Annotated in this window: 16 protein-coding genes; 7 read left to right on the plus strand and 9 right to left on the minus strand. The window is 65.1% G+C overall.

Annotated features, from left to right (window positions below; translation table 11 throughout):
- The first annotated feature begins 29 nt into the window (after window positions 1-29).
- The 3 genes from VGV41_RS14535 to VGV41_RS14545 all read left to right on the plus strand — a co-directional run bounded on the left by VGV41_RS14535 (window position 30) and on the right by VGV41_RS14545 (window position 5,726).
- Entirely contained in the window at window positions 30-1,040 is a 1,011-nt protein-coding gene (locus tag VGV41_RS14535; RefSeq protein WP_326864577.1) for an amidohydrolase family protein, read from the plus strand.
- Window positions 1,041-1,206: 166 nt separating this feature from the next.
- Window positions 1,207-3,960, plus strand: coding sequence for a DNA mismatch repair protein MutS (gene mutS, locus VGV41_RS14540; protein WP_326864579.1), 2,754 nt, complete (start codon window positions 1,207-1,209; stop codon window positions 3,958-3,960).
- Window positions 3,957-5,726, plus strand: coding sequence for an FAD-dependent oxidoreductase (locus tag VGV41_RS14545; protein ID WP_326864580.1), 1,770 nt, complete (start codon window positions 3,957-3,959; stop codon window positions 5,724-5,726). Before mutS ends, VGV41_RS14545 begins: the two co-directional genes overlap by 4 nt.
- Here the strand turns inward: VGV41_RS14545 and VGV41_RS14550 are convergent.
- The 4 genes from VGV41_RS14550 to VGV41_RS14565 form a co-directional block, all read right to left on the minus strand.
- The gene (locus VGV41_RS14550) at window positions 5,723-6,514 is read right to left on the minus strand and encodes a hypothetical protein (protein ID WP_326864582.1); all 792 of its coding nucleotides are present in this window, start codon (window positions 6,512-6,514) and stop codon (window positions 5,723-5,725) included. The two genes, VGV41_RS14545 and VGV41_RS14550, sit on opposite strands and share 4 nt — an antisense overlap.
- Window positions 6,515-6,521: 7 nt before the next feature.
- Window positions 6,522-7,316, minus strand: coding sequence for a hypothetical protein (locus VGV41_RS14555; protein ID WP_326864583.1), 795 nt, complete (start codon window positions 7,314-7,316; stop codon window positions 6,522-6,524).
- Window positions 7,317-7,436: 120 nt separating this feature from the next.
- Window positions 7,437-7,946, minus strand: coding sequence for an OsmC family protein (locus VGV41_RS14560; protein ID WP_326864584.1), 510 nt, complete (start codon window positions 7,944-7,946; stop codon window positions 7,437-7,439).
- A gap of 27 nt (window positions 7,947-7,973) precedes the next feature.
- Window positions 7,974-9,032: an alcohol dehydrogenase gene (locus tag VGV41_RS14565; RefSeq protein ID WP_326864585.1), complete on the minus strand. Its 1,059-nt coding sequence runs from the start codon at window positions 9,030-9,032 to the stop codon at window positions 7,974-7,976.
- 164 nt (window positions 9,033-9,196) lie between these two features.
- Here VGV41_RS14565 and VGV41_RS14570 point away from each other — a divergent pair, with 164 nt between their 5' ends.
- From VGV41_RS14570 to VGV41_RS14580, 3 genes are all read left to right on the plus strand, one after another.
- Complete coding sequence (locus VGV41_RS14570; protein WP_326864586.1) at window positions 9,197-12,016, plus strand: [protein-PII] uridylyltransferase; 2,820 nt, start codon at window positions 9,197-9,199, stop codon at window positions 12,014-12,016.
- A gap of 172 nt (window positions 12,017-12,188) precedes the next feature.
- Window positions 12,189-13,682, plus strand: coding sequence for an ATPase domain-containing protein (locus VGV41_RS14575; RefSeq protein ID WP_326864587.1), 1,494 nt, complete (start codon window positions 12,189-12,191; stop codon window positions 13,680-13,682).
- Window positions 13,679-15,370, plus strand: a complete 1,692-nt coding sequence (locus VGV41_RS14580) for a response regulator (protein ID WP_326864588.1) — start codon at window positions 13,679-13,681, stop codon at window positions 15,368-15,370. Before VGV41_RS14575 ends, VGV41_RS14580 begins: the two co-directional genes overlap by 4 nt.
- Here VGV41_RS14580 and VGV41_RS14585 read toward each other — a convergent pair.
- Both VGV41_RS14585 and VGV41_RS14590 read right to left on the minus strand, forming a co-directional pair.
- Window positions 15,367-18,447, minus strand: a complete 3,081-nt coding sequence (locus VGV41_RS14585; protein WP_326864589.1) for a bifunctional diguanylate cyclase/phosphodiesterase — start codon at window positions 18,445-18,447, stop codon at window positions 15,367-15,369. The two genes, VGV41_RS14580 and VGV41_RS14585, sit on opposite strands and share 4 nt — an antisense overlap.
- A gap of 384 nt (window positions 18,448-18,831) precedes the next feature.
- Entirely contained in the window at window positions 18,832-19,038 is a 207-nt protein-coding gene (locus VGV41_RS14590; protein WP_326864590.1) for a hypothetical protein, read from the minus strand.
- Here VGV41_RS14590 and VGV41_RS14595 point away from each other — a divergent pair.
- Window positions 19,037-20,026, plus strand: a complete 990-nt coding sequence (locus VGV41_RS14595) for a hypothetical protein (RefSeq protein ID WP_326864591.1) — start codon at window positions 19,037-19,039, stop codon at window positions 20,024-20,026. The genes VGV41_RS14590 and VGV41_RS14595 overlap by 2 nt on opposite strands.
- Before the next feature lie 12 nt (window positions 20,027-20,038).
- Here the strand turns inward: VGV41_RS14595 and VGV41_RS14600 are convergent, their stop codons facing one another.
- The 3 genes from VGV41_RS14600 to VGV41_RS14610 all read right to left on the minus strand — a co-directional run bounded on the left by VGV41_RS14600 (window position 20,039) and on the right by VGV41_RS14610 (window position 24,020).
- Window positions 20,039-22,027, minus strand: a complete 1,989-nt coding sequence (locus tag VGV41_RS14600; protein WP_326864592.1) for a putative bifunctional diguanylate cyclase/phosphodiesterase — start codon at window positions 22,025-22,027, stop codon at window positions 20,039-20,041.
- 180 nt (window positions 22,028-22,207) lie between these two features.
- The gene (locus VGV41_RS14605; protein ID WP_326864594.1) at window positions 22,208-23,473 is read right to left on the minus strand and encodes an MFS transporter; all 1,266 of its coding nucleotides are present in this window, start codon (window positions 23,471-23,473) and stop codon (window positions 22,208-22,210) included.
- Between the two features lie 334 nt (window positions 23,474-23,807).
- Window positions 23,808-24,020, minus strand: a complete 213-nt coding sequence (locus VGV41_RS14610; RefSeq protein WP_326864595.1) for a hypothetical protein — start codon at window positions 24,018-24,020, stop codon at window positions 23,808-23,810.
- Between the last annotated feature and the right edge of the window lie 67 nt (window positions 24,021-24,087).

Below are 24,087 nucleotides of genomic sequence, written 5' to 3' on the forward strand. Positions count from 1 at the left end.
CAGCAACGAAGAACAACACGGAGTCCTTCATGCGTATCGACGCCTACACCCATTTCATCCCGGAGAAGTTTTTCGCCAAGGTGGTGGAAAGCAATCATCCGGGCATCGGCAAGCGCATGCGTGAATTGCCGGCGATCCATGACCTCAACGTCCGCAAGAAGGTCGTCGATCAGTTCAAGGACTACGCGCAGATCCTGTCGCACGGCATGCCGCCCCTCGAGGCGCTGGCCAAGGGCCAGGAGGTCGAGGAATATGCCAAGCTGCTGAACGATGGCTTCGCCGAAATCTGCAAAAAGGATCCCGATCGCTTCCCTGGCTGGGTGGCGCAGAGCGCGCTCGGCGCGCCGGACCTCGGCATCAAGGAGGCAAAGCGCGCGATCGCCAACGGCGCGCTCGGCGTGCAGATCTACACCCACGTCAACGGCCGCCCGCTCGACGATCCGGAGTTCGAGCCCTTCTTCGCGGCGATGAACGAGATCGACAAGCCGATCTGGCTGCACCCGGCGCGCACCGCGGCCATGACCGACTACGCCACCGAGACGAAATCGAAATACGAGATCTGGTGGACGTTCGGCTGGTCCTACGAGACGGCGGCGGCGATGGCGCGGCTCGTGTTCTCCGGCATTATGGACAAGTATCCGAAGCTGAAGATCATCACGCACCACTTCGGCGGCATCGTGCCGATGGTGGAAGGCCGCATCGGTCCCGGCTGGGACCAGCTCGGCGCGCGCACCTCGGACGAGGACCTGTCGCTGGTGCTCAAGCGCCTGAAGAAGCGCCCGCTCGACTACTTCAAACACAGCTTCTACGCCGACACCGCGACTTTCACCGGCGAGCCGGCGATGCACGCGGGCTTCGCGTTCTTCGACATGGACAAGATCGTGTTCGCCTCCGATTGTCCGTTCGATCCGGAGAAGGGCACGATGTACACGCGCGAGACCCTGCGCATCATCGAGGGCCTCGACATCCCGAAGGCCGACAAGGACAAGGTCTGGCACGGCAACCTGGAGCGCATCACCGGCACCAAGCTGGTGAAGTAATCGCCCACGGCATCCCATTTTTGCGTCATGGCCGGCCTCGCGCCGGCCATGTTCGTTTCTGACGCAGCGTGAAAAGCCGTGGATGCCCGGCATAAAGCCGGGCATGACGGGCGTGGGAACGCCCTGCCCCATGAAAATCCGGGCCGCATCTGCTAGCGTCCCGGCCATGGCGCTGACCCACCCCATCGGCCTCGATGAGCCTGACGAGACATCCGCCGCGCAAGCGCCGGCGGAGGCAACCGGCCACGTCACGCCGGTGATGGCGCAATACGTGGAGATCAAGGCCGCCAATCCGGACTGCCTGCTGTTCTACCGGATGGGCGATTTCTACGAGTTGTTCTTCGAGGATGCCGAGGTCGCCTCACGCGCGCTCGGCATCGTGCTGACCAAGCGCGGCAAGCATCACGGCCAGGACATCCCGATGTGCGGCGTGCCGATCGCGCGCTCGGACGAATATCTGCATCGGCTGATCGCGCTCGGCCATCGCGTCGCGGTCTGCGAGCAGCTCGAGGATCCGGCCGAGGCGAAGAAGCGCGGCGCCAAAAGTGTCGTGAAGCGCGACGTGGTGCGGCTGATTACGCCCGGCACGCTGACGGAAGATTCGCTGCTCGAAGCGCGGCGCAACAACTATCTGCTCGCTGTCGCGCGGGCACGATTATCGTCGGTCGGCGAGGAGACGCGCTTCGCGCTCGCCTGGATCGACATCTCGACGGGTGAGTTCCGCATTTGCGAATGCGATCGCATCGCCCTCGCGGCCGAGATCGCACGGCTCGAGCCGGGCGAGGTGCTGGTGTCCGACGCGCTCTACTCCGACGCCGAACTCACACCATTTTGGCGGACGCTCGCGGCGGTGACGCCGCTGACCCGCGACGTGTTCGATTCCGCGACCGCCGAGCGGCGGCTGACGTCCTACTTCGCGGTGGCGACCAGCGACGCTTTCGGCACGCTGACGCGGCTCGAACTGACGGCCGCCGCGGCCATCGTGACCTATGTCGAGCGCACGCAGCTTGGGTCGCGGCCGCCGCTGTCGCCGCCGATGCGCGAGAGCGCCGGCGCCACGATGGCGATCGACCAGGCGACGCGCGGCAATCTCGAACTGACGCGCACGCTCGCCGGCGAGCGCCGAGGCTCGCTGCTCGACGTCATCGATCGCACCGTCACCTCTGCCGGCTCGCGTCTGCTGGCGCAGCGCCTCGCCGCGCCGCTGACCAGCCCTGCCGCCATCGACCGCCGGCTCGATGCCGTCGCCGCCTTCGTGGCCGACGTCGCCGCGCGCGCCGACACGCGTTCGCAATTGCAGGCGGCGCCCGATCTCGCCCGCGCGCTGACCCGGCTCGCCCTCGCCCGCGGTGGCCCGCGCGACCTCGCCGCGATCCGCGACGGTGTCGCCGCCGCCGCGCAGTTGGCGCAGTCGCTTGCCGTGCTGAAAGACACGCCGGTCGAGATCGCCGACGCGCTCGCCGCCTGCCGTGCCCCGGATGCGAACCTTGCGCACGAGCTTGCCGCTGCCCTCGGCGACGAGCTGCCGCTGATGAAGCGCGACGGCGGTTTCGTGCGCGAGGGCTACGACGCCGCGCTCGACGAGACGCGCGCGCTGCGCGACGAGTCCCGCCGCGTCATTGCCGCGCTGCAGGCACGCTACGCCGACGAGAGTGGCGTCAAGGCGCTGAAGATCCGACACAACAACGTGCTCGGCTATTTCGTCGAGGTGACGGCGCAGCACGGCGAGAAGCTGATGGCGCCGCCGCTCAACGCCACCTTCATCCATCGGCAGACGCTTGCCGGGCAGGTGCGCTTCACCACCACCGAGCTCGGCGAACTTGAAGCCAAGATTGCCAGCGCCGCCGATCGCGCGCTCGGCCGCGAACTGGAGATTTTCGAGCGGCTGTCGCAAGCAGTGATCGCTTCAGGCGAGACAATCAAGCGGTGTGCCGACGCGCTCGCGTCGCTCGACGTCGCCAGCGCTTTGGCTGCGCTCGCTGCCGAGCGCGATTATGCGCGGCCGGAGATCAACGACGGGCTCGCCTTCGCCATCGAGGGCGGCCGTCACCCCGTGGTCGAGCAGGCGCTGTCGCGCGACGGCACGCCTTTCGTCGCCAACGATTGCGACCTATCGCCGCCAGCGGAGACCGACGCGGGCCGAATCTGGCTGATCACCGGTCCGAACATGGCCGGCAAGTCGACGTTCCTGCGGCAGAACGCGCTCATCGCCATCCTCGCGCAGATGGGTTCCTTCGTGCCGGCGCGCTACGCGCAGATCGGCGTCGTCGACCGCCTGTTCTCGCGCGTCGGCGCCGCCGACGACCTTGCGCGGGGCCGCTCGACCTTCATGGTCGAGATGGTCGAGACCGCGGCCATTCTCAATCAGGCAGGGCCGCGTGCGCTGGTCATCCTCGACGAGATCGGCCGCGGCACCGCGACCTTCGACGGCCTCTCGATCGCCTGGGCGGCCATCGAGCACCTGCACGACGCCAACAGATGCCGCGCGCTGTTCGCGACGCATTACCACGAGCTGACCGCGCTGTCGGCGCGGCTCAATCGCCTGCACAATGCGACGGTGAAGGTGAAGGAATGGAAGGGCGAGGTCGTGTTCCTGCACGAGGTCGTCGCCGGCGCCGCTGACCGCTCCTACGGCATCCAGGTAGCGAAGCTCGCCGGACTGCCGGGCGCCGTGATCGAGCGCGCCAAGGTCGTGCTCGCCAAGCTCGAGCAGGAGGACCGCGCCGCGCCCAAGGGCTTCGAGGACCTGCCGCTGTTCGCGGTCAACTCCAAGCCGGCGGAAGCGGCGCAGGCCGCGGCGGATGACAAACTCACCGCGGCAATCGCCGCGCTGCATCCGGACGACATGTCGCCGCGCGAGGCGATGGATGCGCTCTATCGCCTCAAAGAGTTGTTGGGCAAAGCCGACAAGGGCCGATGATGAACGTCGCCGAGCGGACGCATGCGAATGCCCCCGCCGAAACGGCGCGCTGGCTGGATCGTTTTGCCGAGGCGTTGCGCGGCAACGATACGGGTGCCGCGGCCGCGCTGTTCATCGAGGACGGGCTCTGGCGCGACATCCTCGCCTTCACCTGGACCATCGAGACGATGTCCGGCCGCGACGCTATTTCATCGCGGCTGAACGAGACCGCGAAACGCACGCAGGCGGGCGATTTTCATATTCCACCGCAGCGCACGCCAGCGCGCTGGGTCACGCGCGCCGGCACGCAGTGCATCGAGGCGCTGTTCGCGTTCGAGACCGCGCTTGGCCGCTGCAACGGCGTGCTGCGGCTGGTGCCGGACCCGCAGGCACCGGACACGCTGCGCGCATGGACGCTCGTCACGATTCTGGACGAGTTGAAAGGCCACGAGGAGGCGTTCAAGCGCCGCACGCCCGACGACGAAGCCGGCTTGCGCGACTATGGCGGCCCGAACTGGCTCGACCGCCGCAAGCAGGCGGCGCGCTACGACGATCATGAACCCGCCGTCGTCGTGGTCGGCGCCGGCCAGGCCGGACTGTCGATTGCCGCGCGCCTGACGCAACTCGGCGTCGACACCTTGATCGTCGACCGTCATGCGCGCGTCGGCGACAACTGGCGCAAACGCTACCATTCGCTGACGCTGCACAACGAGCGGCACGTCAACCACCTGCCCTACATGCCGTTCCCGTCGACCTGGCCCACCTACATTCCGAAGGACATGCTGGCCAACTGGTTCGAGGCCTATGCCGACGCGATGGAGCTGAACGTCTGGACGGGCACCGAGCTTCTCAGTGGCAGCTACGACGACGCGCAGCACCGATGGACGCTGACACTGCGCTGCGCGGACGGCAGTGAACGCCACGTGCGCCCACGCCATCTTGTCTTCGCCACCGGCGTGAGCAGCATTCCGTTCACGCCTGACCTTCCAGGGTTGAAGGATTTCGCCGGTGTCGTCTCGCATTCCGGCGCGTTCGACCATCCGGAGCGCTGGAAGGGCCGCAAGGCGCTGGTGCTCGGCACCGGCACCAGCGGCCACGACGTCGCGCAAGAGCTGCACACATGCGGCGCCGACGTCACCATCATCCAGCGCAGCAAGACCTACGTCGTCAGCCTGCCGGAGGCGCAGAGCGTTTACGCCATCTACCGGGAAGGCATCCCGTTCGAGGACTGCGACCTGCTTGCCACCTCGTTCCCCTATCCGGTGCTGCAGCGCTCGTATCAGCTGTCGACCGCCAAGAGCCGAGAGGTCGACAGACCGCTGCTCGACGCGCTGGCGAAGGCCGGATTCCGCCTGCATTTCGGCGAGGACGATACCGGCTTCCAGATGATGTATCTGCGCCGCGGCGGCGGCTATTACTTCGACGTCGGCTGTTCGCAGCTGATCATTTCCGGCGCGATCAAACTCATGCAATTCGCCGACATCGAGCGCTTCGTGGGGCAAGGCGCGCGGCTGAAGAACGGCCGCGTCGTGCCAGCCGATCTGCTGGTGCTCGCGACCGGCTACCTGAGCCAGCAGGACGCCGTGCGGCACTTCCTCGGCGACAGAATCGCCGACTCGATCGGGCCGGTCTGGGGCTTCGACGACGGCGGCGAGTTGCGCAACATGTGGCGGCGCACGGCGCAAGCCGGCCTGTGGTTCACCGCCGGCAGCCTGGCGCAATGCCGCATCTTCTCGCGTTACCTGGCACTGCAGATCAAGGCGATCGAGGAAGGCATCATCGCCTAGGCGCTCAGGCGCCGTTGCCGCAACGCCCACAAAAGCGCGTTCCAGCCGATGCCGACCGACAGGCCGGCGAGATACGACCACCAGACGCCGACCGTCACCGCCATGACGTGCACGACGAGCAGGCTCAGGCCGAGCCCGACCAGCGGCGCCTGCACATGCGCCGCGGTGCTCGCCGCCGCCTGCCCACCGAGACGCGTGTGCAGGATGACGAGGAACGAGCTCATCGCCACCGGAAAGAAGGCGAACAGGCCGGAGGCGAAGGAGCCGATCGAGTAGCTCGCCGCGGTGATCACGATGACCACAATGGTCACCACGCCGGCGCGCCAGGCGAGATCGGCCGCGGTGAAATGCACGCGCCCCTCGCGCACGATGTGCGTGCGCAAGCGCGCGCCCGCGAGGATGGCCGGCGGAAACACCAGGAGATTGGTCAGCATGGCGGTGAGCGCGGTCCATTGCACGAAATGTGCGGCGAAAGCGAGCGCGAACCAGACGGCGAAGGCGGCGGTGAGGCTGACCGCCAGCGAGCGCCGTTGCGCCACGACCGCATAGGTCAGCGCGAATACGGCGCAGATCGCGTTCGAGACGATGCTGCCGACGGCGCTGCCGGCAATGAACGCCGGCGGATGCTCGAGCGCGAGAATGATCATGGTCGCGCCGCCGGCCGTCGGCAGCGAGGCGATCAACGAGCCGATGAACGGCCCTGAGCGCTCGACCACCATCGAGGCTGCGACGACGATGCCCGCGGTCAGCACGATCTTGAACAGCAGCCCGCCTGCGAAGAACAGCATCGGCGCGTCAGACCCGCAAGCCGAGCCGGCGCGCTTGCCAGACGCTCAGGCTGAAGCCGATCGACACGGCGAGCGCGATGGCCAGACCCGGCCACTTGCCGAACGACTCGGCGCTGTAATGTAGGGCAATACAGGCGATGCCAAATCCCGTCAGTCCGAGAACCGCATTGGCCATGACTGCCGCCGTCGGCTTGCCGCCGGCCCGGTTGTGCAGAATGAGGATGATGCTGGTCAGAATTACCGGAAACACAGCGAGCAGTCCGCTCGCATAGGGGCCGACGCGAGAACTGAACGTGACCAGCACGCCGACGAGAGCCGCGACGAGCCCCGCGCGCAGCGCATAATCGTACCAGCGGCGCTCGACCCGCATCATCGGCACGTGCCGCAGCGGTCGAACGAGCCAGATGCCGCCGATCAGGACAAGCACGTTGAGCACCAGCGCGGCGCCAATGGACCAGTGCTGGGCATTCGTGATCACGCCGAGCACGATCCAGATAACGTAAGCAGTGCCCAAGCTGACGAGCAGCGAACGTTTCTGCGCCAGCAGCGTATAGACCGCGGCGAACACGACATTGCCGATGTTACTGGCAAGGCTCGCCACCGCGCTCTGCGCGATGAACGTCGTATTGTGATCGAGCGCGAGAAACACATAAGCGGGGCCGGCGCCCAGCGGCAGCGTGGCAACAAGCCCGCCGACCAGCGGGCCGGCACGCTCGGCCGTGACGGTTGCGGCCACCACAAAGGCGGCCGTCACAGCCATTTTCACGATGAGAATGAGCGCGAAATGCAGGTCGGGGGACATTGCGGGAGTTCTATAGCGCGATTTGCAGCCAGCGTCCCGGTTCGATGCTCGTCGATATGCCCTCCCCGCTCGGGGGAGAGGGCACTGCAATTGGCGCCGCGCCTGCGGAGAATAAACTTCTCACGCCCGCACCATCTGCACATCCACCGGCGGGCCGCTCTTGATGGTCTGGTAGACGACGCAATAGCGCTCGGTGAGCTTGAGCAACTGGTCGAGCCTATCCTGCGGCGCGTCGGTGTCGACATCGAAGCGCAGGCGGATTTGCCGGAACCCGACGGGCGCGTCCTTGGCGACGCCGAGCGTGCCGCGGAAGTCGAGCTCGCCCTCCGCCGACACGATGCCCGACTTGAGCGGAATGGCGAGCGCGGTCGCCACCGCCTTCAATGTCACGCCGGCGCAGGCGACGAGCGCCTCGAGCAGCATGTCGCCGGAGCAGAGTTCGAGGCCGGAGCCGCCGGTTGCCGGATGCAGGCCGGCCATGGCCAGCGCACGGCCAGTCTCGACCTTGCAGGCGATGTTGCTGTCGTCAAGCGTGCCTTTCGCTTTCAGGGTGATGAGGGCTGCATCCGGATCGTCCTTGTAGCGCTGCTTGATCGGTGCCTGCATGGCGCGAAGTTGGTCGGCATCCATCGCGATGTGTCCTCCGAATTTGTGCGCTCAGCCCACCGCCGGCTGCAGCACGACGCGGCCGACGATCTTGCCGGCGCGCAGGTCGTCCAGCGCGGCGTTGACGGCCGACAGCGGCCGCGTCGCCACCGGTACGTCGGGCAGCCCGCTGCGTTTCACCAGATCCATCAGTTCCGCCATTTCCGGCACGCTGCCGACATAGGAGCCCTGGATGGTCAGCGCGCGCATCGGGATCGGCGGCAGCGACACGGTGAGATCGCCGCCGAACAGGCCGACGATCACGTATTTGCCGCCCTTGATGAGGCTGTTGTAGCCGAGCCGCGCCGATTGCGACGAGCCAACGAGATCGACGACCGCCCAGGCGCCGCCGTTGGTCAACGTCCTGATCTGGTCGACTACGTCGGGCGCGCGGGCGTCCACGACCGCTTTGGCGCCGGCCTTCTTTGCCGCGTCCAGCTTGGCCGCATCGATGTCCACGACGATGGCCGAGTGGCCGCCCATCTTCTGGTGGAGCGCGAGACACATCAAGCCGAGGCCACCGGCGCCGACGATCACGGTCGGCTCGGTCTTGAGCGTCGGCACCTTCTTCAGCGCGCCGAACGTCGTGACGCCCGAGCAGGCGAGCGGCGCGGCGCGTTCCGGCGGCAGGTCGCCGATGTCGAACAGGTACCGCGGGTGCGGCACCATGAGGTAATCGGCGTAGCCGCCGTTCGAAAACACGCCCAGGCTGCGCATCGCCGAGCAGAGGTTGTCCTCGTTGCGCCGGCAGGGCCCGCATTGACCGCAGCCGATCCAGGGATCGGCCAGCATCTTCTGCCCGATCTTGACCCCCTTGGCGTCGGGACCCAGCGCCACCACCTCGCCCACGTTCTCATGGCCCAGGGTGATGGGGAGGTTCATGCCCCGCTCCTGCAGGCTCAGCCGTTTGCCGCCGCCGAGATCGAAGAAGCCCTCGGCCAGATGCAGATCGCTGTGACAGACGCCGGCCGCAAGCACCTTGAGCAACACCTCCGTGCCCGTGGGCTCGGGCGTGGGCTGCTCATTGCATTGCAAGGGCTGGCCGCAGACGCAGACCTGGAACATGCGCATGGCTGTCTCTCTCTCGCTGACCTGTTTTGCCGCAGGGAACCACGGCGGCCATGAACCCTCACTTCGGCCGGAAATGACCGGAATTTAGGCAGCCGCCGACGGCCGACGATATCTTTTCCCGGCCCGCGTGACACCTCCGCCGCGCTCGGCTATGCGAGTGCGTCATGACTTCGCTTGCTTTCGAAGAAAAGCCCCGCTCCGCGAATGACGCTGCCGCACGACCGGGAGAGCTGATCGACGTCGCCGCCATTGCCGCCGAACTCGAGGCCCTGGCGGCATCGCACAGCGGCAACGAGGCCGAGCTGCGCACCGCGATTGCCCAGAAGCTCAAGGTGGCGCTGCAGGCCGGCCGCACCAGGGCCGAGGAAAGCCTGCTGAAGGATCGCCACGGCCGCGGCTGCGCGGAACGCATCTGCCGGATGGAAGATGCGATCATCGGCCTCTTGTACGACTTCACGCGCAAGCATCTCTATCCGTCGCAGAACCCGTCCGAGACCGAACGGATGGCGGTCGTCGCCACCGGCGGCTACGGCCGCGGCCTGCAGGCGCCCGGCTCCGACATCGATCTCCTGTTCGTGCTGCCCTACAAGCAGACCGCGTGGGGCGAGTCGGTCGCCGAAGCCATTCTCTACTGCCTGTGGGACCTCGGCCTGAAGGTCGGCCACGCCACCCGCTCGATCGACGAATGCATCCGCCAAAGCAAGGCGGACATGACCATCCGTACCGCCATTCTCGAGGCGCGCTTCCTGCTCGGCGACAAGGCTCTGTTCGACGACATGGTGAAGCGCTTCGACGACGAGGTCGTGCGCGGCACCGCCGCCGAGTTCGTCGCCGCCAAGCTCGGCGAGCGCGAGGAGCGCCACCGCCGCAGCGGCCAATCGCGCTATCTGGTCGAGCCGAACGTCAAGGACGGCAAAGGCGGCCTGCGCGACCTGCACACGTTGTTCTGGATCGCCAAATACGTCTACCGTGTCCGCGAGCCGTCCGAATTGATCGAACGAGGCGTGTTCGACCGCGGCGAATATCAGCTGTTCCGCCATTGCGAGGATTTCCTCTGGTCGGTGCGCTGCCACATGCATTTCCTCACCGGCCGCGCCGAAGAGCGGCTGTCGTTCGACATCCAGCGCGAGGTCGCCGTGCGGCTCGGTTACACCGAGCATCCGGGCCAGCAGGACGTCGAACGGTTCATGAAGCACTACTTCCTGGTCGCGAAGGACGTCGGCGACCTGACGGCCATCCTCTGCACCGATCTGGAAGACAGTCACGCCAAGAGCGTGCCTGTGCTCAGCCGCGTCATGGCGCGGCTACGCCCGGTGCGCCGGCGCAGCCTGAGCGAAAGCGGCGATTTCATCGTCGAGCACAATCGGATCCTCTGCGCGCGGCCGGACGTATTCGAGCGTGATCCGGTCAATCTCATCCGCATCTTCCATCTGGCGCAGAAGCACAATCTCGCATTCCATCCCGACGCGATGCGCGCGTTGCGGCGCTCGCTCAAGCTTGTCGATGCCAAGCTGCGCGAGAACAAGGAGGCAACCTCCCTTTTCCTGGACATCCTGACGTCCAAAAACGACCCGGAGACCGTACTGCGGCGCATGAACGAAGCCGGAGTACTCGGCCGTTTCGTCCCGTCGTTCGGCAAGATCGTCGCGATGATGCAGTTCAACATGTATCACCACTATACGGTGGACGAGCATTTGTTGCGCTGCATCGGCGTGCTGGCGGAAATCGAGCGCGGCAGCAGCAACGATACCCTGCTCGCCAACGAGCTCATTCACAAATTGCAGCCCGGCAGCCGCGAGATTCTCTACGTCGCTGTGTTCCTGCACGACATCGCCAAGGGCCGGCCCGAAGATCATTCCACTGCCGGCGCGCGCGTCGCCCGCCGCTTCTGTCCGCGCGTCGGCCTCTCTGCCGCCGATACCGAGCTCGTGGCCTGGCTCATCGAAAACCATCTCGTCATGTCGAGCGTCGCGCAATCGCGCGATCTGTCCGACCGCAAGACGATCGAGAACTTCGCGGCGGTGGCGCAATCGGCCGAGCAATTGAAGCTGCTGACGATCCTCACCACCGCCGATATCAAGGCGGTCGGCCCCGGCGTATGGAACGGCTGGAAGGCGCAGCTCGTTCGCACGCTCTATTACGAGACCGAGCCGGTGCTGACCGGCGGCTTCTCCGAGGTCAATCGGGCCCAGCGCGTCACCATGGCGCAGCAGGAATTCCGTGCCGCCATGACCGAATGGTCGGCGGAACAGATCGACGCCTACATCGCCAAGCACTATCCGCCCTACTGGTTGAAGGTCGACCTGCCGCACAAGATCGCGCACGCGCGTTTCATGCAAGAGAACGACGCGCGCGGAAACACGCTGGCCACGATGACCGGCTTCGACGAGAACCGCGCCGTCACCGAGCTGACGCTGCTTGCGCCGGACCACCCGTGGCTCTTGTCGATCATCGCCGGCGCCTGCGCGATGGGCGGTGCCAACATCGTCGACGCGCAGATCTACACGACCACCGACGGCCGCGCGCTGGACACGATTTCGCTGTCGCGGGAGTTCGAGCGCGACGAAGACGAGCAGCGGCGCGCCGCGCGCATTGCCGACACGATCGAGAAGGCGCTGCGCGGACAACTCCGCCTGCCGGAAATGGTCGGCAAGCGCGCCGCGCCGAAGGGCCGCATCCGCGCCTTCGCGCTGGAGCCGACTGTGACCATCAACAACCAGTGGTCCCATCGCTACACGATGATCGAGGTCACGGGGCTCGACCGCACCGGCCTGCTCTACGAGCTGACCGCGACATTATCGAAGCTCAACCTCAATATCGCCTCGGCGCATGTCGCGACGTTTGGCGAGCGCCTGATCGACGTCTTCTACGTAACCGACCTGCTCGGCGCCCAGATCACCTCGCCGACTCGCCAGGCAGCGATCAAGCGCGCGCTGGTCGCCCTCTTCACCGCCGACGAGAGCAAGCGCGTGGCGCCGCAATAGCCCGGCGGCCGCCCCTCACGCCCGTATCACTCTGAATTGACGTGGTATTTCCGTGCCGTCCGAAATGGAACCGGCGGGAATTCTCGTGCGTTTTGGAACTCGAAAGTTTGGCCGCCGTGGGCTTCTCGTCGGTAGGCCTTCCAACTCGGACCGAACCATTTAGCGGGACGTCATGGACGCCACGACAGTATTCTTGCCGCGCGCCAGCACAGGCGTGGACGGCCTCGATCAAGTATTAGGCGGCGGCTGGACCCGCGATCGTATGCACCTCCTCGAGGGCAGCCCGGGCACCGGCAAGACCACCATCGCGTTGCAATTCCTCCTCGCCGGGGCAAAGGCCGGGGAGGCCGGAATCTATGTTTCCCTCGCCGAGACCGAGCACGAGCTGCGCGACGGCGCCCGCTCGCACGGCTGGATCATCGAACCTTCGATCGAGATATTCGAACTGGTGCCGCCGGAGAGCGTGCTCGATCCGGAGCAGCACCAGAGCCTTCTGTACTCCTCCGATCTCGAACTCGGCGAGGCCATCACCCGCGTTTTCGAGTCCATCGAGCGCGTGCGGCCGCAACGCGTGGTCATCGACAGTCTTTCGGAGATCAGACTGCTGGCCCAGAGTTCGCTGCGCTACCGCCGTCAGATCCTGGCGCTCAAGCACTATTTCGCCAAGCATCATTCGACCGTCGTCATGCTCGACGACCTGACCGGCGAAACCAATGACCGTGCTGTGCACAGCATCGCGCACAGCGTCACCCAGCTTGAACAACTGGCGCCCTTGTACGGCGCCGAGCGGCGGCGGCTGCGCGTCGCCAAGTGTCGCGGACAGGCATTCCGCGGCGGGTACCACGACTTCATCATCGGTGCCGGCGGCCTGCAGGTTTTCCCGCGCCTGGTGGCGGCCGAGCAGCGCAAGGGCTTCACCGGCGAATTGCGCATGAGCGGCGTCCCCGCGCTCGACAAACTCGTCGGCGGCGGTCTGCCGTCGGGGTCGAGCACGCTTCTCATCGGCCCGGCCGGCACCGGCAAGACGTTGCTCGTCATGCAGTACCTGCGCGAGGCCATCAAGCGGGGCGAACGCGCGGCGCTGTTCGTGTTCGATGAGGAGTTAGGCTTGCTGTTCTCGCGGGCTAAAGGGTTGGGTATCGATCTCGCCGGTATGCGCGACGCCGGAAAATTGATCGTGCAGCAGATGGACGCTGCCGAACTTTCGCCCGGCGAATTTGCCTGTCACGTGCGCAATGCGGTCGATGACGAGAACATTCGTACCGTGGCCATCGACAGCCTCAACGGCTATCAGGCGTCGATGCCCGAGGAACAGTTCCTCACACTGCATCTGCACGAATTGCTGCAGCACATGAACCGCCGCGGCGTCGCGACATTCCTCACGCTCGCGCAATCCGGTATGGTCGGCGAAATGAAGTCGCCCGTCGATCTCACCTATCTTGCCGACAGCGTGATCATGCTGCGCTATTTCGAGGCGCTCGGGCGGGTGCGGCGAGCGATATCGGTCATCAAGAAGCGCGGCGGTCCGCATGAAGATACCATCCGCGAGTTCCGCATCGACGGCAGCGGTATCCACGTCGGCGAGCCACTGCACGGCTTCCAGGGCGTGCTGCGCGGCGTGCCGACCTTCGTCGGTCAATCCGAGAATCTGATGGGTCGCACTTGAGTGTCATTACGCCGCTTCCCCTCGAGCGCGCGCTGATCCTCGCACCGCGCGGCCGCGACGCCTTGGTCGCGCGCGACATCCTCAACGACGCACAGCTCTCGACAATCGTCTGTCGCGACCTCGATGACCTTCTGCAGCAGCTTCGGCGCGGCGCGGACATGGCCATCATCACCGAGGAGGCGTTGCGCGGCGACACGCGCGCGCTCGCCGGCTGGGTCAGCGCGCAGCCGCCCTGGTCTGACTTTCCCTTCATCGTGCTGACGGAGCACGGCGGCGGCGTCGAGCGCAATCCGGAGGCGGCCAAACTCAACGCCACGCTCGGCAACGTCAGTTTCCTCGAGCGGCCGTTCCATCCGACCACTTTGGTCAGCGTCGTACTCACGAACATGCGCGGCCGACGCCGTCAGTATGAGTTCCGCCGATTGAACGAGGAACTGGAAACGCGTGTGCAACATCGCACCGCGGAACTCGCGACGGCCAACCGGCAGCTGATGGCGCAGATCGAGGAGCGCGAGCGCGTCGAGTCGACGCTGCGGCAGATGCAGCGCCTCGAAGCGGTCGGCCAGCTCACCTCCGGCGTCGCGCATGACTTCAACAATCTGCTCACGGTCGTGCTCGGTAATATCGGCTTCATCGAACGCGCTCTCGACAAGGCCGGCATCGACGGCAAGACCACGCAGCGTCTCACCTATATGCGGGCGGCGGCCGAGCGCGGCGCCAAGCTCACTGACCAGTTGCTCTCGTTCGCGCGGCGGCAGCGGCTGGAGCCGAAAGTCGTCGACCTCAACGAAACCATCGCCGGCATGCGCGACCTGCTGCAAAGCACGATCGGCGGCAGCGTGACGATCCGCACGCACCTGGCCGGCGACATCTGGCCGGCGCTGGTCGACCGCACGCAGCTCGACATCGCGGTGCTCAACCTGGCGATCAACGCCCGCGACGCCATGGAGATCGGCGGCACGCTCGAGGTAGCGACCTCGAACGTGCGCCTGGGCCATCCGAAATCGGCCGAGGAGCCGGCGGCCGGCGATTACGTCGCGATTTGCGTCAGCGACACCGGCTCCGGCATGAGCGCCGAGGTGCGGGCTAAGGTGTTCGAGCCCTTCTTCACGACCAAGGAGATCGGCAAGGGTTCGGGCCTGGGCTTGAGCCAGGTGCTCGGCTTCGCCAAGCAGTCGGGCGGCGGCGTACGCCTCGAATCCGAGCCGAGCAAAGGCACGGCCGTGCACATCTACCTGCCGCGCGCCGAAGCGAAGCCGGACGCGGTGACGGCTGCGGCCGGCGAGGCGCTTCCGGCGGCGCGGCCGGGCGCCGGCATCCTGCTGGTGGACGACGATGGCGCGGTACGTGACGTCACGGCCGCCATGCTGCGAGAAATGGGTTACAGCGTGCTGGAGGCCGGAAATGGCGAGGCGGCGCTGGCCCTCCTCGAGGGGCGCAGCGACATCGACCTCGCAGTCATCGACCTGGCTATGCCGGGCATGAGCGGCGCCGAACTGGCGCGTCAGGTGCACGCGCGGCGGGTCTCATTGCCGGTCCTGTTCGTGACCGGCTTTGCCGAACGTGAAGCGCTCACCGGCGTCAGCGACCGCCAGATTGTCAGCAAGCCCTTCGTGAGCGGCGAGTTACGGGAAAAGGTGCGCATGGCGCTCACCGGCGCGCCGCTGCAAGACCACGCCGTTCGCTAGCCTGCCACGCGCCGCGGCTTGAACACGCGCCCTCGACCGACGAGATCGGCGTAGGTCTCTATCGGCTGCGGCCGCCCGGTCAGGTAGCCCTGAATCTGGTCGCAGCCCTTGCGCAGCAGCAGCAGGTGCTGGCCTGCAGTCTCCACGCCTTCCGCCAGCACCGGGATGCCGAGGCTTTGGGCGAGATCGATCACGGCGCGTACGATGGCGATCGAATGCTGGTTGGTCTCGATACCGCCGACGAATGTCCTGTCGATCTTGATCTTGTCGAACGGGAACGCGTGCAGATAGGACAGCGACGAGTAGCCCGTTCCGAAATCGTCGAGGGCGACGCGCACGCCGAGCGCCTTGAGCCGGCGCAGCACCGCAAGCGCACGCGCTGAATCGTCGATGAGCACGCCTTCGGTGATTTCCAGTTCGAGCCGCCGCGGCGGCAGTCCGGTCTCCAACAGGATCGAATGCACGAGGCCGGCCAGATCCCGATCGCGGAACTGCACCGGCGAGAGATTGACGGACACCGTTAGCGCGCTCGGCCATTGCGCGGCCTCGCGGCAGGCCTCGCGCATGACCCACTCGCCGATCGGGTGGATCAGCCCGCTCTCCTCCGCGATCGGAATGAAGACCGATGGTGGCACCGCGCCGCGCCCCTTGCAGGTCCAGCGCAAGAGCGCCTCGAATCCGACAGTCTCGCCCGCCATCGTCTTTTGCGGCTGATAGTGCAGCGTGAGTTCGTTCCGCTCGATCGCACCCGCGAGATCGAGCTGCAGCGCGCGCCGCTCACGGGCGCTCTCCCCCATTTCCGCGACGAAGAACAGCATCGTACCGCGCGCCTTCGCCTTCGCCTGATACAGCGCGATGTCGGCGTTGATCATCAAAGTGGCCGCGTCCGCGCCGTCGCGCGGATACAGCGCCGCGCCGATGCTGGCGCCGACCGTAATCTTGCGATCTCCGATCGCGATCTCAGCGGCGAGCGCCTTCAGGATCTCGTTCGCCACGGTGGTGGCCGCACCCGACTGCACCCCGTCGGATACGATCAATGCGAACTCGTCGCCGCCGAGCCGCGCCACGAAGGCCGTGCCGGCGGCTTCCTGCAACCGATGCGCCACCTCGCGCAGCAGCGCGTCGCCGACCGAATGGCCATAGGTGTCGTTCGCTTCCTTGAATCCGTCGAGGTCGAGCGAGAGAACTGCCAGTGCGCCACCGGATTTGCCCTCACGCGCGATCGCCGCCTCGAGGACTTCGTTGAAGGTCGCGCGATTCGGCAGATCGGTCAGCGCATCGTAATGGGCCATGCGCGAAATGCGCTGCTCCCAGCGCCGGCGATCGGTGACGTCCTCGAGAACGGTGAGGAGATAGCGGGGGCGGCGCGCGTCGTCGCGCACGGCAAAGCTCTTGCCGACGGCATAGCGAATGCCGTTTGCCGGCGTATGCACCTCGTGGTCGGAGACCACGATGGGCTCTTCCGACCGCAAGGTCTCGTTGTTCTCGGCGACGATGAAATCGGCACGCTCCTTCGGATAGATCTCCGCCGCGGTCTTGCCGATCAACTCGTCCCGGGAGACGCCGAACAGATCCTCGCCTGCGCGATTGATGAGGCTGTACCGGCAGTCGGCAGCGTCCGTCGCATTCCGTGGCACGTCCTTGACCAAGATCGGCACCGGCACATTCTCGACAATCATGTCGAGGAAGTTTTGCATCTGCCGCATGCGCTCGGCCGAATGCTCGTGCTCGGTCACGTCGACATGCGACGTCACCCAGCCGCCGCCCGGCATCGGCTTGTTCTTGACGATAATGATCCGGCCGTCGTTGAGATGCTGAGTCAGCACAATTTCCTGGCCAAGTGCGATCTCGGCCAGAACGTGCTCGACAAACCTGTCGGCGTGCTCGAACGCGCCCGGCTGATATGTCCCGTTTTCCAGCCGCATGCGCAGAATGTCGTTAAGCCGCGTCCCGCGTGTCAGCGCCGCACGCGACAGGCGGTACATCTCGAGATAACGCTCATTGCAGATGATCAGCCGCCCTTCGCCATCGAACATGGCCAGCGCCTGAATCATGCTGTTGAGCGCGGTGTCGAGTCGGCGATTCTGCGCCTGGACATTGCGCCAGATTTTGCGCGCCATGGCCCACGAGAGCGCAGCGATCAGGAGCACGATGAGTGCCGCGCCTCCTGCAACATAGATGGCGGCATACTGCCAGCTGTCGAGCGCGTCGCTGAGCCGCCGCGTGACGACGATGGAGAGAGGATAATGAGCGAGCTTGCGCCCGGTGATCAGCAGGTCACCACGCGTGGTCAGGCCGTGTTGGCGAACGGTGCCGTGGCTCGCCTTCGCAAGCACCTTGAAGATATCGCGACCCAACAATGAATGACCACGCAGACTGTCGTCGCGCGGGAAGCGCGCCATCTGAACGGCATTGGCGTCGAAGACCCCGATGGAGTGATCGTGGTTGCGCGCCACGCTCTGGAAGTAGTCCTCGAAGTAGCTAAGTTTCATCGTTCCCAGGACGAAGCCGAGAAACTCGCCGCGCGGGCCCGAGAGCCTGTGCGCGAGCCCCATCACCCACTGGCCACTGACCGGGCTGCGGACGGGGTCGGCGACAAGGCGGCGCGCAGACGGGTCCGCTTTGAAGCGGGGAATCAGATCGGTCGCGCTCGCGATATCGGGGATCGGCCAGTAACGGGAAAAATTGACCAGCCTTCCGTCTGCGTTGACGACAATCAGGGCATCGACATGCGGCAGCCCACGGACCTGCTCCTTCAGGCGATGCTGCGTGTCCTCGTCCGACATTCGCTGCGACAATTCGGCCGAATTCGCGACGCCGAGCCGATCGACCTGTTCGATCACGCCCGCTTCCAGCAAATCGATCGACTGGAAAGTGCGGTCGATCTGCTCGCTCAGGGCGAGCGACAGGCTTTCCATGTCCTCGCTACTTTTGGCGATCTGCTCCTGGCGCAGGTCCCACAGCAGCATCCACACGGCGCCGATGATGACCGCTATGACGAGGGCGCTGGCAAGCGCGATCCAGCGTACCGGATGCGAACGCCAGGGCGACGCCGACACGACAAGATCGGCCGCCATAGGCGGACGCGCACGCGTGGCCGCCATCGCCTGCAACTTTTTCGTGAAGTTTCGAAGAAGAAATTCGATCGGCATATCGCCATGATCGATCGGACTTATTCAAAATCCCCTAAGTAAACCGGTCGACATTGATCATGGTGTAACGCCGCTTAAGCGCAGCATCGGGAACGGAACATTCGAAGCCGAGAGCAACCCGGCGATGGCGACCATGCGCGCGCATGCGTCTGCACGGAGAACCCGCGGCGATCTGAATTGTCGATTGCCGGATGCCCGCTCGACCGGAGCAGCCCTAAGCGCGCGAGATTGAAGGGGCGTCGGCACGGTCACATCGACGACGGCGTTTATGAATGGCCGACGGCCCGCGACGCATAGTCGAAATTGGCGTTAGCGCCGGCGCGCGGTCGCGCATTTCGTCGCATCGCGCTCCCGGCGCTCGACTTGGAACGGTCCCTCCACACCAAACATGGTTAACGCCCCATCGGAATACCAGTCCAGCGCGGAACCATGCGTCTGTTTGCTTGCGGAGCGAGCATCCTTCGTTAAGATATCGTAAACGTGGTGCCGCTGGTGTTGTTGTTGAGGCTCGGTCATGGCGTCGGTCGTGGTGCAAGCGCCAAAGAGGAGCTTCACTTTACCGCACGAGTCCGGCGCGGTATCGCATCTGCTCTCGGCCAGCAAAATCGACAGCAACGAGGTCGATCGCTATTGCCGTGTCGCCGCTGAACTCGAAGCGGGTCGTCGGCAACTGTCGGTCTATGCGGGCAAGGCGGTCGCCTTACTGTTTTTCCAGCCGAGCACGCGCACCCGCATGGGCTTCGAGGCGGCGACGGTAGCGCTTGGGGCATCCGTCATTGGCGTCGACGACATGTCGGCTTCGCGTTCGAACCAGCGATCGGGAGAGAGCCTGGAGGATTGCGCCTCGGTCGTGTCGCGCTTCAGCGACGCCATCATCGTTCGTCATCACGAGGTCGGCGCCGCTGCGCGCATGGCGGCCAAATCGGTCAGCCCGGTCATCAATGCCGGTGACGGATGGAACGAACATCCGACGCAGGCGCTCATCGACATATTTGCGCTCAGGCGAGGGCTTGGCGGCATCCGCGGCAAGAGCATCGCCTTCGGCGGCGATCCGCGAGGGCGCACGGTTCGCTCGCTTGCGTGGTTGCTGCGTTACGAGGCCCCACGGGAAGTGGTGTTCTGCCCGCCGTCCTACTACGACATCCCGCGCGACGTGCTCGAGATCTTCGCCGAGGCCCAGATTCGCTGCCGCTTGGTCACCGAGATCGCCTACGCCCTCGCGGAGTGCGACGCAGTGATGATGGCGCCGTACGACATGTCGGACATCGGTGAGCCAGCGGCCTCGGGCTATATCTCGCCGAAGTCTACGCCCGATACTCACGTCGTGACGGCGGAGAAGCTCGTTCGGATCGCGTCGGAAGCGCTGATCTACCATCCGCTGCCGCGGCACGACGAGATCGACGCAAGCTGCGACAATCTGCCGAATGCGATGTATTTCGAGCAGGTCCGGCTGTCGAAGTTCATGCGCATGGCGGTGCTCGAACGGTTCCTGACCGAGCGCTAACCTGCCAGCTGGCTACGACGCAATCTTCCGGAAGTGCGCCGTACCGAGCCGGCTCTGTTCGGCATCGCCCTCGGTGCCTTGCGGCGCGAACGGCGTGCTGATCACGTCCAGCAGCTTATCGGCGCGCACCGGCGGGCAGAACAGGAACCCCTGCACCGCGGTTATGCCGAAGCCGAGCATGCGCTGCAGCTGCTTGTTCGACTCGATGCCTTCGGCAACCAGCTCGATGCGCAGGTCGCGCGTGATCTTGGCTACGCCGCCGATGATCGCGGCCGTGCGCGGCGAGGTCTCCACGCCTTGCGAGAACTTGCGGTCGATCTTGATCTTGGAGAATGGGAAGTCGTTGAGATAAGCGAGCGAAGAGAATCCCGTTCCGAAATCGTCGAGGGAGATGCCGACGCCGAGCCCGCGCAGGCCCTCGAGCATGGCGAGCGCCGTCGCCGAGTCCTCGATGAGCACGGATTCGGTGATTTCCAATTCGAGGCGCCGCGCCGGAAGGCCGACGCTGTCGAGCGTGCTCACGACCATATCGACGAGCTCGTTGCCGCGGCGGAATTGCACCGGCGACAGGTTGACCGCGAGGCTGATGTCGGACGGCCAGCGCGTCGCTTCCCGGCAGGCGGTGGCGAGCACCCAGGCGCCGATGGACACGATCAAGCCCGTCGACTCGGCGATCGGAATGAATTCGACCGGGCTGATCTGCCCGCGCTTCGGATGGTTCCACCGCAGCAGCGCTTCGCAACAGATCGCGCGGCGCGAGCGCGGATCCACGATAGGCTGATAGACCAGCTCGAATTCGTCGTTCTGCAGCGCGTGCTGCAGGTCATGTTCAAGCTCGATGCGGCGATCGTAGCGCTCGGTTATGCCCGCGGTGTGGCGCACGATCTGCGCACGACCGGCCTGCTTCGCCTCGTAGAGAGCCAAGTCGGCATTGCGGAACAGGACATCGAGCGTCGTGCCGCCCTGCGCGATGGCGTAGCCCACGCTGGCGCCGCAGAAATGCCGGGTCATTCCGACCTTGATGGGATCGCCGAAGCTCGTAAAAATCCTGCGCGTCACCGCGTGGATTTCGTCTTCGCTCGTGTCCGACAGCATGACGATGAATTCGTCGCCGCCGATTCGCGCAACTTCGTCCCTCGGCCGCACGGCCGACCTGATCCGGTCGCCGACCTTCTTGAGGACCACGTCGCCGGTCTGATGCCCGAACGTGTCGTTCACGTCCTTGAAGCGGTCGAGATCGATGAGCACGAGCGCGACGGTCTCGCCGGTCTTGGCGATGCTTTCAAGGCGGCTTTGCAGGAGGTCGATGAACGCCGATCGGTTCAGGAGATCGGTCAGCGGATCGCGCTGGGCGATCAGCTCGATCTTGCGGAAGGCGGTGTGGCGCGAGACGATATTCTCGAACACCGCCCGGCAGATCATGACGATGCTGATAAACAGAACGGCCAGGAAGACGGCGAGAACGACATGCACCACGTTCGGCCGCGCCAGCATCGCGAGAGCGAACGGAATGGCAGTCAGTGACACCTGCCCAATCGATATGATCGGACGGCTGGCGTTGCGCGAGGAAATGCCGGCGATGTAGCCCATCACGCAGCAATTGACGAGCAGCTCGGCGTCGGCTCCCGGATGCGCAATGACGGTGTAGGCGCCGGCGACACCGACGAGCAGGGCGAAAGCCCACGCGCCGGCAAGCGCGCGACGTTCCCAGCGGATCGTTGCGGCGCTGTCATCCGCGCTGTGCTGGCGGGCGCGACGCAGAACGATGAGTCCGTTGCGCACCGCTCCGACGAGCAGGAAGCCGGCGAAAAACCAGCCGTAGGCATAATCGCCGGTCATGAACGCGGTGATCGCGATGATGCCGAGGGCCGCGACGGTGGCGCCGAGGATGGACTTCGGCGTTCCGTACAGCGCCTGCACTAGTTCAAAATGCAGTTGCTGGTCCGGGATCGCCAGATCCAACCACTCTATGACTGCCGCTTTCGCGGTCGCGTGTTGCATGTCCCGTTCCCGCGCACACCGCGATGGATGTGCGATCCGCCATCAAGACATCGATTCAACAGGCATTATTAGAGGTTCATTGCTAGCAATTCGCTTTACGAACGTGGTAAACGGTTTCTCTACAAAGGGCGATCAACTAGACCTTTGATTTGTCCGGCGGCGTGGCGGGCAGGAATTCCGCTAAAATCGCAAACGGCGATGTAGCGCAAGCGTGGCCAGGCTGATGGCGGCCGCGCCCATTAGATAAAAGCCGGGGGCGACGTTGCTGCCGGTGGCCCGGATCAGCCAGACATTGGCGAATGGCGCAAAACCGCCGAATATCGCGACGCTCAAAGAGTAGCTGACCGCCAGACCGGTCGTCCGCATCCGGGCCGGGAACAGTTCCGACATCAGCGCCGGCAGCGGTCCCATATAGGCGGCGCCGACGACGCCGACCGCTATTTGGACAAACAGCAGCGTCTGCAGTGTCGGAACTGCCGACATCCATGCAAACATCGGATAGCTGATCAGCAACATCGCTATGGCCGCGGGGACCATTACCGACAGCCGTCCGAATCTGTCGGATATCGCACCGAAAGACGGGACGAGGGCGATCTGAAATGCACCGGCGAGCAACGTCGCCAGGAAGCTGCCCGCTTGCGGCAGGCCAAGCTGCCGCATCGCGAAGCTCGGCATGAACAAGGTCGTGTACATGGCCACCGTGCAAAGGACCACGGCGCCGACCGACACGAGCAATCTCAGTTTTGCCTGCGAAAGATCGCGGAGCGGCCTTCCAGGTTCCGCCATCGCGCGGAACTCGCTCGTTTCATCGACCGCGCGCCGAAGGTAGTAAGCGATCGGCCCGATCAGCAGCCCGATGACAAATGGAATGCGCCAGCCCCAGTGCGCCATCTGGTCGCCCGTCAACACGTCCGCCAGAATGGTTCCGGTTGCCGCCGCGAGCACTGTCGTCATGCCCTGGCTGGCGAATTGCCAGCTGGCGAAATAGCCGCGCCGTTTAGGGTCCTGCTCGGCAAGGAACGCCGTCGCGCTGCCGAACTCGCCACCCGCGGAGATGCCCTGCACGAGGCGGGCGACGACGATAACGGCCGGCGCCCACAATCCGATCACCGCATAACCCGGCGTAACGGCGATCATCGCGGTGCCGAGCATCATCAGCGAAATCGCCAGAACAAGGGCTGCCTTTCGTCCATGCCGGTCCGCGAACACGCCCAGCACGATCGCGCCGAAGGGACGCACGAGAAATGTAATTCCAAAAGTCGCGAAGGCCACGAGCAGCGATTCGACATCGCTCCCCAACGGAAAGAACTGCTTCGCGATATGCGCGGCGAAATAGCCGTAGATGATATAATCGAACCACTCGAGCGCATTGCCGATGGAAGCCGCGGCAACCGCGCGCCAGCGTCCGGGTCCTTCGGAAATCGTCGATGTCGGTTGTATGACCACTCTCCGAATCAATCAGTGAGACGATGAAATAAATGCCCGATAAAGTTTGATAATATGTTCTTTTGGCACAGCGAAAAACCGCCCCCCGGGAGACGCAGTTTCGACGACGATAGGTTGCAAGACGCAGCCTCCTCGCTCGGCGGGATATTCCGGTGCGATCTGTAGATCTTTCCAGGACATATAGTGAGCGCATCGTGCAGCCGGCGACACGATCAGATTTTATATCTGCCGGCTAAATGGGCCCGAGTTCGCGTTCGAATTGCATGCGTCTGAAGTTCCGACCTGGGCTTGTCGGATCGACTGTCGTGCGGCGACAATCTGCCGCTGGCGACAATCAGTGCAGGCGGATAGGCGCCGAGAAAGCGCCGACCGGAAGCGGCGGGAGGAATTTGAAACGGCGCCCGAAGACGCTCTCGCCAATGAAGACGGCGTTCATGAAGGCTTCGGATGTGTCGAGCATCCGCCATTCACCGTCCACCACCCACCAGGCCTCCGAGCCATTCATCAGCGTCGGCCGGTTCTCCATCCTGTAGTGCCTGAAATCCATCTCGCCCCCTCGCAAAGCGAGGGCATACCTGCGGCGGCGAAACGGATGGCCGATTGACCTCGGTCAA

Source organism: Pseudolabrys sp. (genome assembly GCF_035943735.1).
GTDB lineage: Bacteria > Pseudomonadota > Alphaproteobacteria > Rhizobiales > Xanthobacteraceae > Pseudolabrys.

Coding starts and splice junctions, on each gene's coding strand:
- VGV41_RS14595 (WP_326864591.1), top strand. CDS start 19,037: ATGGCGTCGGTCGTGGTGCAAGCGCCAAAGAGGAGCTTCACTTTACCG.
- VGV41_RS14550 (WP_326864582.1), bottom strand. CDS start 6,514: ATGCTGTTCTTCGCAGGCGGGCTGCTGTTCAAGATCGTGCTGACCGCG.
- VGV41_RS14590 (WP_326864590.1), bottom strand. CDS start 19,038: ATGACCGAGCCTCAACAACAACACCAGCGGCACCACGTTTACGATATC.
- VGV41_RS14565 (WP_326864585.1), bottom strand. CDS start 9,032: ATGCGCATGTTCCAGGTCTGCGTCTGCGGCCAGCCCTTGCAATGCAAT.
- VGV41_RS14545 (WP_326864580.1), top strand. CDS start 3,957: ATGATGAACGTCGCCGAGCGGACGCATGCGAATGCCCCCGCCGAAACG.
- VGV41_RS14570 (WP_326864586.1), top strand. CDS start 9,197: ATGACTTCGCTTGCTTTCGAAGAAAAGCCCCGCTCCGCGAATGACGCT.
- VGV41_RS14535 (WP_326864577.1), top strand. CDS start 30: ATGCGTATCGACGCCTACACCCATTTCATCCCGGAGAAGTTTTTCGCC.
- VGV41_RS14585 (WP_326864589.1), bottom strand. CDS start 18,447: ATGGCGGCCGATCTTGTCGTGTCGGCGTCGCCCTGGCGTTCGCATCCG.
- mutS (WP_326864579.1), top strand. CDS start 1,207: ATGGCGCTGACCCACCCCATCGGCCTCGATGAGCCTGACGAGACATCC.
- VGV41_RS14555 (WP_326864583.1), bottom strand. CDS start 7,316: ATGTCCCCCGACCTGCATTTCGCGCTCATTCTCATCGTGAAAATGGCT.
- VGV41_RS14610 (WP_326864595.1), bottom strand. CDS start 24,020: ATGGATTTCAGGCACTACAGGATGGAGAACCGGCCGACGCTGATGAAT.
- VGV41_RS14560 (WP_326864584.1), bottom strand. CDS start 7,946: ATGGATGCCGACCAACTTCGCGCCATGCAGGCACCGATCAAGCAGCGC.
- VGV41_RS14575 (WP_326864587.1), top strand. CDS start 12,189: ATGGACGCCACGACAGTATTCTTGCCGCGCGCCAGCACAGGCGTGGAC.
- VGV41_RS14600 (WP_326864592.1), bottom strand. CDS start 22,027: ATGCAACACGCGACCGCGAAAGCGGCAGTCATAGAGTGGTTGGATCTG.